Consider the following 11,877-nt stretch of genomic DNA (forward strand, 5'->3'; position numbering starts at 1 on the left):
ATCCCCGTGTATAGCCAAGAAATAAGTAGGGCGTTAGTGAAGGATACGCCGTTGTAGCTACACTCAATATTGCCATTGCCCGTTGATTATTATGGGATGTTAGAGAAGGCACCTAAAATGATAGCCAGAAAATTAGCCAAAATAAAAACTGCTAGTCAATTTGACTAACAGCCATTTATTCCTATCACCGCTGGTTTATTGGGTCATTTCGTGAATGCCATTTTGAATGCCATTGAATGCCATTCTATGGTTTTCTATGTGATACGCCGAAACTTGAAACCCTATAACCACGGTGTTAAGACGGTACTTACATCATGGGTTTATCTGAAAAATGGAGCCGGCGGGGATCGAACCCGCGTCCTAGCATATTGCCAACTTAACGTCTACACGCATAGGCAGACTACTTATAGTTTCACTGAATAACTTGCCGCCTGTCAGGGCCCACATACTCAGCTAACCTGATTCATCTCTTCTAACGTACTTCAGGTGGGAGCCGTTAGCGTAAGCCCGTTAAATTTAGGACCCAGATCTAGACCGCGGGCAAGCCTAGGAGGATCTACGTTAAGCGCCTATTAAGCAGCTAAAGCGTAAGAATTGTTATTATTTTTTGCAGTTATAATAAACTGGACCTTTTAACGTAGATGCCGCTACGACGCGCAGTCAAGCTTCAACCTATACCAGTCGAATCCAGAACGGCCCCATGACGATACTCATATAGTGTAGCATATCTTAGCGGTCGTGAAAACTATTTCGCCTGTTTGCAGCTAATTTAAGGAAATATCGACGGCCACGGTATAGTATAATAGGTAATTAAGGGCCCACACGGCCGAAAAATAAGTAACCGGCGAAAAGTTACAGAAACTTCATGATTCTATCATGGGGATGTCTGATTAACCTGTTAAGTTCAAGACACTATGACTCACTAGCTTTTTGCCGGCTCCGAGTACGTGAGAGACTGAACTTTTGGAGGTAGCAATGAAGTTATTAATGATTGAAGACAACCATTCAGTATCACAGATGATGTCCATGTTCTTTAAGAAGGAGCAGTGGGACGCGCAATTCGCCTACGATGGGAACGAAGCGGTCGAAATGTTTGCCGCCGCACCCAACGATTGGGATATGGTCACGCTCGACCTGAACCTGCCCGGCTTGGACGGCATGCAGGTCAGCGCCGAGATTCGCAAGCTGTCGCCAACTGTGCCAATTATCATGTTGACGGCGCGAGATTCGGAAAGTGACCAGGTCTTGGGCCTTGAAATGGGCGCGGACGATTACGTCACGAAACCATTTAGCCCAATCACGTTGATTGCGCGGATCAAGGCCCTGCACCGGCGCGCCGAACTCGGCCCCATTTCCAAGACCGATACCGAGCCGCTAAACGACACGGAATCATTTGACGTGGTCACTGAAAATTTCAAGCTCAACACGAAGACCCGCGAGGCCTATTTAAACGGTCGGCAGATTCAAGACTTAACGCCTAAAGAATTCGACTTACTCAAGACGCTAGCCCAGAAGCCACGCCAGGTCTTCTCGCGGGAACAACTCCTGCAATTGGTATGGGATTACGAATACTACGGTGACGAACGCACCGTGGACGCCCATATCAAAAAGTTACGGCAGAAGATCGAAAAGGTTGGCCCCCAGATTATCCAAACCGTTTGGGGGGTGGGTTATAAATTTGACGATAGTGGAGCAAAATAACAATGAAGCTAATGTATCAACAAATGTTGGGATTCTTTGCGGCCATTACGATCATTCTGGTTCTGATGGGCGTGTCCTATTCGCAGATGACCCGGCACATGGTGTACAGCAACACGTGGAACTCCCTGGAAAAGTACTCGAATAGTCTGATTGAACAGTCGTTACGAATCAGCTCGCAGCATCCGAAGGTCGTCAACTTCGACACGACGGCACTAGAAAATAGCGAGCAGTTGCTGCAAAATCAGGCGGTCAGTACGGCCATTTATAATTCATCGAACCGCATCGTTTTTCCGGCGAACGTCTATCAACAGTCCATCGACAGTTCTGATTGGAAGAAATTAAAGAATAATCAAATCATTCACAAAGTTGTCGATCGGCGGGTCCGTAATAAGAACGGGCAAGTTGGGCCAGCCGTGACCGAAGTTATGAAACCTTACTTCTATAATAATAAGCTGGTCGCGGTCGTTGTGATGGGGGCCTTCGTCTCCGACATCAATACCAACGTCAACCAGATCAATCGCAACCTGATCAAATCCTTGCTAGTCTCCTGTTTGGTGGCCATCGTCGCCAGTTATATTTTGGCCCGGTACTACACGTCACGAATCAATCGCCTGCGAAAAGCGACCAATCAAGTGGCTAAAGGAAACTATGATGTTCAAATGGCGAGCCGCAATCGGGATGAAATCGATGACCTGATCAACGACTTTAACGGCATGGCCCACTCGTTGAAGGATTCACAAGAAGAGATCCAACGTCAGGAAGAACGCCGCCGAGAATTCATGGCCAACGCCTCTCACGAGATGCGAACGCCATTGACCACCATCAACGGTCTGCTGGAAGGCTTGGCCTACGATGCCATTCCCGAAGAGAGTAAGGAAGAGAGCATCGAACTGATGCGTAGTGAGACCAGTCGCCTGATTCGGTTGGTCAACGAAAATCTGGACTACGAAAAGATTCGTTCGAATCAGATCATGCTCAACCTGCACGAGTTCAATGCCATTGACGCCCTGCATAACATTGTGGAACAGCTGAAGCAAAAAGCCGATGACAGCGGGGATTCACTGGAGTTGCAAGCACCGAAGGAAATTCCGGTGTACGCCGATTATGACCGGTTCGTCCAGATCATGTTCAACATTACGCAGAATGCCATTCAGTTTACGCAGCAGGGGAACATCACCATTTCCGCTCAACGTGGTTATGAGGAGACCATCGTGAAGGTCGCCGATACCGGGATGGGGATGTCCGACAAGCAACTGCAGAACATCTGGGAACGCTATTACAAGGCCGATCCGTCACGGAAGAACACCAAGTATGGCGAGTCTGGCTTAGGCCTATCCATCGTGCATCAGCTGGTCCAACTGCATCACGGAAAGATCAGCGTTACCAGTAAGGAAGGGGTCGGCACGACCTTTACCGTCATTTTCCCCGACCAACATCAGACAAATTCTGAACGCGCCAAGCCAGCTGAGTAATCAGGAGCTGTGCTGAGCCGCGTGGCATGTTACAATGAGGGGAACCATTTAAGGAGGAAACTTTTGAAACGAGTACAAATTACCGGAAAATCCGTCCGTAAGTTCGAGGACGGCTATCCCATCGTATCTTTAACAGACCTAGAAAACCATAATGACTTCGAGGACGGCGCGTGGGTTCAATTGGAAAACCACGGTCACTTCGTCGCCACAGCTTACTTTGCAAAACAACACCGGGGGATCGGCTACGTGCTGAGCCTACGGGAAAATGAAGCGATTGACGAACGATTCTTTGCTGGCAAATTGCGGGCAGCAGCGGCTCGGCGTTCAGCCTTCGCTGACGTGGCCGGTTACCGCCTGTTCAACAGTGTGGGGGACAACCTCGGTGGCTTGACCATCGACGTTTACAACGGTGTGTACGTCTTCCGTTGGGAGAACCAAGCCCTGAAGCAACAGTCACGGCTGATCTACTCCGCCTTTGACCGTATCGTGGGCAAGGGCTTCCCCATCGTCTCCGTTTCCGCTGGACAGGAAAAGGCGCAACTCGTCCGGGGTGACTTGGGCAAGCAACCAATGACGATTATGGAAAATGGCATTGCTTATCCCGTTGACTTAACGTCTGGTCGCCAACAATTGGCCTTAGAATTCCGCGACATCCGCGACTGGGTCAAGACAGACAGCGCCCAAAAGCGCCTGTTGAACCTGTTTAGCGCCGAAACTGGGGTGGTCACGGCTGCGATGGTCGGTGGTGCGGTGGAAGCCGTCACCGTTGACCCAACGAACCGGGCAACCACGGCAACGCAAGCCCAATTGGACGCCAACAACCTGGATCAAGCCGCCGTTGAAATGCGGACCATGGACGTCGCCAACTACTTGGATTACGCCGTGAAGCATGACTTGACGTTTGACACGATCGCCATCAACCCACCAGCCTTCGTCCGGGGGAAGAAGCGGGCCTTTACCTTGGAACAAGACCTGCAAGATCTGATCGAACAGGCGCTGAAATTGACCCATACCGGTTCACAAGTACTGGTCACGACCACGACCCCAACGTACAACTTGAAACGATTACGGCAGACTGTAAACGATGCTGTTGAAAATTATACCGGTTCTGTAAGTGTTTCCACAACCTTCCAGTCACCAGACGATTTTCAGAGCAATGTTTCGGACCGACACAGTGAATCATTAAAGGGTTTACTGCTAACGATTATTTAATGAAAACGTTTGAAAACTAACACAAGAAGTACCGATTGGTAAGATAGACCACTTGCCAATCGGTATTTTTTTAGACAACAATGGTTTACTTTTGGAATGGAAACATTTAAACTTACTATTGCAAATTAAGAAGCGCTTACAGAGAGAAAAGTCAGAATTGAAACGAGAGTTGAGGTTTACAAATGGGTGTATTATTAGCTTTAATTCCAACGGTGTGTTGGGGTAGTATTGGATTAATTAGTGGCCGGTTAGGTGGGACATCTTACCAACAAACGTTGGGGATGACCGCTGGGGCCGTCATCTTTGGGATTTTCTCCTTAGTGTACTTCCACAGTCAATTGACTGGGATGGCAATGTTGGTGGGGGTTGCTTCTGGACTCTGCTGGGCCGTTGGTCAGTTTGAACAATTTCAAGCGATGAAGTTTATTGGGATCTCACGAACGGTGCCAATTTCGACTGGTCTCCAGTTGGTCGGGACGGCGCTGGCCGGTGTCTTGCTCTTCCACGAATGGAAAACGACGCGGATGGTCACGATGGGAACCATTGCTGTTATCGTCCTAATCGCCGGTGCAGCCTTAACCTCCTTGCGTGACAAAAAAGCGGTTGCCGGTACGGAACACATGGAAGCCGGTAAGGGATCCGTTGCCATCGTGATCTCAACGATCGGTTACGTACTTTACACGGTAATCGTCAACATGTCTGGCATCTCATCGAAGACGATCATCTTCCCACAATCCATTGGGATGATCTTGGGTGCCTTGATTTTCGTCATGTTCTCTCGGCAGAAGGTTTGGCATAAGGCCACTGCGAAGAACATGATTACCGGACTGGTCTGGGGCGTGGGGAACTTCTTCATGTTCATGGCGATTCCGTCAGTTGGGCTGGCGATTAGCTACTCCCTCGCCCAATGTGGAATCGTTATCTCAACCTTTGGGAGCATTTGGTTACTGGGTGAAAAGAAGACCAGTCGCGAAATGGTCTACATTACCATCGGGTCACTTTTAGTCGTTGCTGGTGGGGTAACTCTCGGCATAATGAAATAGTTATAAACGGGCTGATGACGGGCGTTGTCGGCCTTTTTTATTTCCAAAAAAGTTTGGACTAGACCATTTACTTTTTAGAGAAATGCGTTATAATGGACTAGTCAATAATAATAAAAGTGAGGTTATCTAAATATGGCACATATCGCCTTTGATCGTTCCAAACTTGACCCGTTTATTCATGACAATGAGTTAGGAGAAATGCAAGCACTCGTCACCGCTGCGGACAGCGAACTCCGTAACGGTACTGGTGCCGGCAGTGATTTCCGTGACTGGTTGGCTTTGCCACACGACTACGACAAGGAAGAATTTGCACGCATTAAAGCTGCTGCTAAGAAGATCCGTTCCGATTCCGAAGTCCTGGTTGTGATTGGTATCGGTGGGTCTTACTTGGGTGCGAAGATGGCCGTGGATTTCTTACACGACACTTTCTTTAACTACTTACCAGCTGAAAAGCGTCAAGGACCACAAGTCTTCTTTGCTGGAAACTCTGTCAGCCCTGACTACGTCAATGACCTGATCAACCTGATCGGCGACCGCGACTTCTCTGTCAACATCATTTCGAAGTCTGGGACCACGACGGAACCTTCCATCGCCTTCCGGATCTTCAAGGACATGCTGATCAAGAAGTACGGTGCTGACGGTGCTAAGAGTCGGATCTACGCCACGACTGATAAGGCCCGTGGTGCGCTTAAGACCGAGGCTGACGCCGCTGGTTACGAGTCATTTGTGATTCCTGATGGCGTTGGTGGTCGTTACTCCGTCTTGACGGCTGTTGGTTTATTACCAATCGCTGCTTCTGGCGCTGACATCGACGAATTGATGAAGGGTGCTGCGGATGCTCAGGATGCTTACACGAACCCTGATTTGACCAAGAACGAAGCTTACCAATACGCTGCCTTACGGAACATTCTGTACCGGAAGGGCTACACCACAGAATTGCTGGAAAACTACGAACCACGTCTCCAGTACTTCGCAGAATGGTGGAAGCAATTGATGGGTGAATCCGAAGGGAAAGACCAAAAGGGGATCTACCCATCTTCTGCTAACTTCACGACCGACTTGCACTCCTTGGGTCAGTACATCCAAGAGGGTCGTCGGAACTTGATGGAAACCGTTATTATGGTTGACCAACCACAAAACGACGTTGACGTCCCAAGTGCGAGTGACGATTTAGATGGTCTGAAGTACTTGCAAGGCAAGCCAATGAGTTTTGTCAACACCAAGGCTTACCAAGGGGTTGTTTTGGCCCATACCGATGGTGGCGTTCCTAACATGGGCGTTCACATCCCAGACCAAACGCCTTACACGTTGGGTTACTTGATTTACTTCTTTGAAGTGGCCGTTGCCGTTTCAGGTTACCTGAATGGGATCAACCCATTCAACCAACCAGGTGTTGAAGCCTACAAGACGAACATGTTCGCTCTGTTAGGCAAGCCTGGCTTTGAAAAGTTAGGTAAGGAACTGAACGCACGTCTTTAATCCTAAATTAAATGAATGATGAAATACCCTGTCAATTTTTGTTGGCGGGGTATTTTTTTGAAAAAAAAGGGATGTAGTCTAGGTCTAAAATTGATAAGTAGGTTCCGATTGAAGCCAGTCATTAAAATTCAAATTCTGCATAAACCGTAGATAGTGGCAGTCAATTTACCCACGTGAAGGTAACAAATTAGATGGGCCACTAAGCCAATTGACCATTCAGCTCATAAACCAGTAAATTGCGTCAGACCAACGTTAGTGGCGACGACTTTTCAGTTGAGTCAACAGAAACACAACAATTTGACGACGTTATGAGCCACTCTTTTTTAACCACCACCAATTTTTCTTGATGATAGACTGACTTGTTAAATACCAGTTATAGTGAATACAAGACAGTCGAAGTATTGTCTAAAATAAGTTGCTTATGAGGCCAGCGATTGCCACAATCACCGATTTAGGATGGTCGGTAATCGTTGGCTTAGGGTGAATTGGAGGAGGATTACGATGCGAAGGAAGATAACCGCTGTCGTGATGGGTATAGTGATAGCCATCATCGTCTATCTTGTCGGAGGCCTCGGTGCTGGTGGCATTACAGCGCATGCCAGTGAGATGTCGATTTTTGGTGTGGGTGAAAATGATGCCATTATTACGGATGCTAACGGGAACCGAATTCCTAATGGAAGCGACTTAAGCAAGTGGGATAATTATACGGTTGATTACACCTGGGGATTGCCAGATGGCGAGATGATTCAGGATGGCGATACGGCAACCGTCACATTTCCGCATACAGCCGTGGGTCGACGGGATGTGACATTTCCACTCTACGATGATAACGGCCAGAAGATTGGGACGTTTACCATCAAAGAGGGGCAGAGTACCGGGACAATTACCTTTAACGGTGCTTTAGCCGGGACGGCGACGAACCGGCGTGGCTCGTTGAAATTTTATGTCAAAGGGAGTTCACAGAACGAGAATATCGGCCTAGACTGGGGAATCAATAAGATTGGTTGGGCTGGCGAGCGTCATCCGGATGGGTCACCAGCTAAATTGACCTGGAACGTGGCGTTTAACCCCAACAGTACTAATATGGGGCAAGCGGTCATTACGGATAGTATGGGTCCTGGCCAGAAATACGTTGAAGGCAGTGTAAAGGTAACGACGGGGCGTTACGATGCGCAGACTGGGGACTTCATCAGCGATGGTGGCACCTTGACACCGACGGTCGATGTTGGAAGTAACACGCTGATCTTTACGTTTGAAAACGTCAAGACGGCCGTGAACATGACCTACCAAACCACACCAGCGATTTCAGGTACGGGTGGTGAATGGCTGAATACGGCCTCATTGAACGGTCAGACCGTCACTGCGCGGATCGTTTGGGGTGGTTACGGCAGTGGTAATGGTGATAACAACACTGGGGACGAGAACGTTCCTGGCGAGGTCATTTTAACCAAAGCGGATAGTGCGACTGGTCAAAAATTAGCAGGTGCCGTGTATGACTTGCAGGACAGTACCGGCAAGGTCATCAAGGCAGGGCTAACGACCGATGCGGATGGGGCAATTGCCTATCCGAATTTACCAGCTGGTAACTACCAGTTCGTTGAGGTGACGGCCCCAACCGGTTATACGTTGAATAAGGAACCAGTGCCATTTACGATTACTGAGGGCAGTCTGGACACCGTATTCGTTAAGACGACCGACACGAAGGAAGAAAGCGGCACAACGGAACCAGAAAATCCGGGTACCACGACACCGCCAGTGACGGAGCCGGAAAATCCAGGAACGACGACGCCACCAGTGACGGAGCCGGAAAATCCAGGAACGACGACGCCACCAGTGACGGAGCCGGAAAATCCGGGAACCACGACGCCACCGGTAACAACGCCAGAGAATCCAGGAACGACGACGCCACCGGTAACAACGCCAGAGAATCCGGGAACCACGACGCCACCAGTCACAACACCAACAACGCCGGAGAAACCCGGAACTACGGTGCCACCAGTGACGACGCCAACTAAACCAGTCACGCCATCGAAGCCGACAGTGCCAATTAAACCGACGAAGCCGAACAAGCCGGTTACGTCACCAACGACGGCAGGCAGTAACAGTTCGACCACGACAGCGCCAAGTACGACGACTGGTGGAGCAGGGGCTTCTTCAACTGGATCATCGAATGGTACTAGCCACAGTGGTCAGTCAAACAGTAACGGCTCATACGTGGGGTCGACCTTACCACAGACCGGTGAAAACCAGTCGCACAGTTTGGTAGACACGATTGTGGGCGTGGCTTTACTGGTTATTGCTGGCGGATTTGGTTACGGTTGGTTGCGCAAGCACTGAGATTAGTGATGAGTAGGAATTGAAATAGACCACGTTTTCTGGGATTTTCTCCGAGAAAACGTGGCCTTTTTTGATTATTTTAAAATATTTTTCGGTAAATGGCGGCAAACGACATAATGTGTCATGCTGATTTTGTATAATGAAGCGGACCTTGTGACCTGAACAATGTTCATTGACCGTACATGTGGTCAAACTCGACGTCGTTTAAGGAAATCAATAGTTGAAAAATAATTATGTAACAAGGAAAGGAGAAAATATGAAAGGTTTAGGTAAACGTTGGATTACAGGTATCATTGTCGTGTTAGGGTTGATTGGCGTTGGTTTAGCTAGTCCAGTCAGTGCGCAAGCTAAGGCAAAAGCCAGTTTTCCACGGAGGACGATTACATATCATATCTCATCAACTGGGAGCTATTACCGTGGTGTGTGGAAGTTGGCAGTTAAAAACTGGAATCATCTGAAAGTGGTGAAGCTGGTGGAGACGAGTGATGCATCGGCGGCCAATATAGTGCTGACAACGACTAAGACTGCTGGGGGAAACTATCCTTACACGTATTCAGAAAACTATCCAATGGTGGATGAAGATGCTGAAGATTCGAGTTCAATATCAACTCAGTACTTCAATTATAAAATTTTGTTGTCTCGGAAAATGATGAAGCAGTTCTATTTCAACAAGACTGAGAGAGCTGGTTGGGGCAGCACAGCAATCGGAGATATTTTAGGCTTGAATACGTCTAAAAATTTTGAGAGTGTTATGAATTTTTCATCCTTCAAGGAAGACAAGCCAACTAAGTATGACAAGAAGAATCTCAAGAAGTTATACCAGAAACTGCCATATTAAAGTAGTCGATTAAACTTAGAAATTATAGAGGAGCAAACACAATGAAATTAATCAAACTAGTCAGTGCCGCAATGGTTGCCACCACGATGGGTGCTGCAGCGATTGTCGCCACACCAGAATTGACAGCGGATGCCAAAGCACAGAAGTCACTCAAAACCTATCCTAAGGCTCTACGGCGGACGTGGTACCATTACGAAAAGAATGATAACGGTAAATTCACGTACAGCAAGTTAACCTTCACTGCAACTAAGCTGACGGACACTTGGGCAGGCTGGGGGACGACTAAGTCTAGAACGTTTAAGTCAGTCTTACACCAATACGATCCAGCTAAGAAGCTTCAGAAGGGTAAGGACAATTGGGCGGTGGCTTATAAGTCTGGTAAGTCAACCAGAATGGGCGCTTGGGACACTAGCAAACGTTTCTTTATGGGACCAAAGCGGGCATTGCGGAGTTATAAAGTAGTGACAACTAAGGTTGATGGCAAGAAGGTCAAGGTACTACATGCCAAAAACTTAGATTCCCTGCCAGTTGATGAACCATACTACTACACCAGTAAGAAATTGACGAAGCAAACCAATCCTAAAGGGGACAATTACGGTAATGATTACGGTTGGAACTAGATAGGAGTGGCAGTAAGCCCATTTTTAAGCTAGTTGTATGATGAATCGCCTTTGAAAAAAATATTAATTTTAGCCAAGACGAGGTGTAATAGCCTCGTCTTTTTAATACATATAACTGGGATCAGAAAGTGTGATTCCAATGCGCCAAGATATAAATTAAAAACGATTGTTGGTAATCATTAGCAAGTTCAATTGCATAAGGAACCGGGCATTATTGTGCTTTTTAACGTATTATCAGTGATACTATGAGGTGCAAATCCGTTAATGCTTAGCAGGTGAACAACATGTTGAATTACAGATTTAGCTCTTTTTATAAGAAATCATTTTATGTATTCGTTGGTGTGTACCTTTTGGAGATTATGTATTCATTGTTTTTATATCCGCATTTGAAAAATACGATACCTATGCATATAGGAATTAATGGTGTCGACTCATTAACCCATGCTAAATATATTATCTTTTTATTACCAACAGTCTATATTCTGGTAAGTTGTATATTTAAATCAGAAGTTGTTGATAGTAAGTACATTGAGAGGAGTCTAACTGATAACATCTTAAAAATATTCTTTTTCTTGCTACAAGTGTTGTTGCTTTTTTCATCTTTTTACTATTTTTACATTGTGTATATGTATTACACCATATAAAAAACTGCTAGCCAAAATGGGTTAACAGTCACTGCCTCGCTCAAGTATTAAGTCGCTGAGAACTAATGATAAATTAAAGTAATAAAAAACTGTAATCACGGTGTCTTTGACAACCAATGATCACAGCTGATAACGAATATTGGGTATACTGGGCTCGAACCAGTAACTTACGGATTCAGAGTCCGCTGCCTTACCATTTGGCGAATACCCAATGATCTGTGTTGCCTTTAAGCAACTATTTAATAGTAACTTGTTCCGCTTTTGGTGTCAACCAATTTTCTTTAAAAAGTAGTTGGAACTGCATGAATTTCCGACTTTTTGTAATTTTATGCAGAGAACAATTGACATTTTTTGTTGGATAGCGTAAATTAGATATTGCTAGTAAATGACATTGCCCGCTGGTCAAACTGGTTTAAGACGTCGCCCTCTCAAGGCGGAGTTACGGGTTCGAGCCCCGTGCGGGTGATAAATAGAGAATCACTGAAATACTAAAAGAGCTAAAAATGCTGATAATCCGGCGTTCCTGGCTCT

Annotated in this window: 8 protein-coding genes, 2 tRNA genes and 1 other RNA gene; 9 read left to right on the forward strand and 2 right to left on the reverse strand. The window is 46.9% G+C overall.

Going from position 1 to position 11,877, the window contains the following annotated elements; translation table 11 throughout:
* Window positions 1-329: 329 nt before the first annotated feature.
* Window positions 330-700, reverse strand: a transfer-messenger RNA (tmRNA) gene (gene ssrA / locus JUF10_RS08130).
* 275 nt (window positions 701-975) lie between these two features.
* Between ssrA and JUF10_RS08135 the strand changes: the two genes are divergently transcribed.
* The 8 genes from JUF10_RS08135 to JUF10_RS08170 all read left to right on the forward strand — a co-directional run bounded on the left by JUF10_RS08135 (window position 976) and on the right by JUF10_RS08170 (window position 10,702).
* Entirely contained in the window at window positions 976-1,701 is a 726-nt protein-coding gene (locus tag JUF10_RS08135) for a response regulator transcription factor (protein ID WP_203641704.1), read from the forward strand.
* Window positions 1,702-1,703: 2 nt separating this feature from the next.
* Window positions 1,704-3,173, forward strand: a complete 1,470-nt coding sequence (locus tag JUF10_RS08140; protein WP_203641705.1) for an ATP-binding protein — start codon at window positions 1,704-1,706, stop codon at window positions 3,171-3,173.
* Window positions 3,174-3,236: 63 nt separating this feature from the next.
* Window positions 3,237-4,385 (forward strand): class I SAM-dependent methyltransferase, encoded by a 1,149-nt coding sequence (locus tag JUF10_RS08145; RefSeq protein ID WP_203641706.1) that lies wholly within the window; start codon window positions 3,237-3,239, stop codon window positions 4,383-4,385.
* Between the two features lie 182 nt (window positions 4,386-4,567).
* On the forward strand, window positions 4,568-5,428 hold the full coding sequence (locus JUF10_RS08150) for a GRP family sugar transporter (RefSeq protein WP_203641707.1): 861 nt from the start codon (window positions 4,568-4,570) through the stop codon (window positions 5,426-5,428).
* A 132-nt stretch (window positions 5,429-5,560) separates the two neighbouring features.
* Window positions 5,561-6,907 carry a glucose-6-phosphate isomerase gene (locus JUF10_RS08155; protein ID WP_203641708.1) on the forward strand — a complete coding sequence of 449 codons (1,347 nt, stop codon included), beginning with the start codon at window positions 5,561-5,563 and terminating at the stop codon, window positions 6,905-6,907.
* Between the two features lie 501 nt (window positions 6,908-7,408).
* Window positions 7,409-9,244, forward strand: a complete 1,836-nt coding sequence (locus JUF10_RS08160) for a SpaA isopeptide-forming pilin-related protein (protein ID WP_203641709.1) — start codon at window positions 7,409-7,411, stop codon at window positions 9,242-9,244.
* Window positions 9,245-9,464: 220 nt separating this feature from the next.
* On the forward strand, window positions 9,465-10,082 hold the full coding sequence (locus JUF10_RS08165) for a hypothetical protein (RefSeq protein WP_203641710.1): 618 nt from the start codon (window positions 9,465-9,467) through the stop codon (window positions 10,080-10,082).
* A 41-nt stretch (window positions 10,083-10,123) separates the two neighbouring features.
* Window positions 10,124-10,702, forward strand: a complete 579-nt coding sequence (locus tag JUF10_RS08170) for a hypothetical protein (RefSeq protein WP_203641711.1) — start codon at window positions 10,124-10,126, stop codon at window positions 10,700-10,702.
* Between the two features lie 783 nt (window positions 10,703-11,485).
* On the opposite strand, the gene JUF10_RS08175 is transcribed toward JUF10_RS08170, so the two are convergent.
* Window positions 11,486-11,557, reverse strand: a tRNA-Gln gene (locus tag JUF10_RS08175).
* 181 nt (window positions 11,558-11,738) lie between these two features.
* Here JUF10_RS08175 and JUF10_RS08180 point away from each other — a divergent pair.
* Window positions 11,739-11,812, forward strand: a tRNA-Glu gene (locus tag JUF10_RS08180).
* Window positions 11,813-11,877 lie beyond the last annotated feature (65 nt).

Source organism: Levilactobacillus andaensis (assembly GCF_016861695.1).
In the GTDB taxonomy this organism is placed as follows: Bacteria; Bacillota; Bacilli; order Lactobacillales; family Lactobacillaceae; genus Levilactobacillus; species Levilactobacillus andaensis.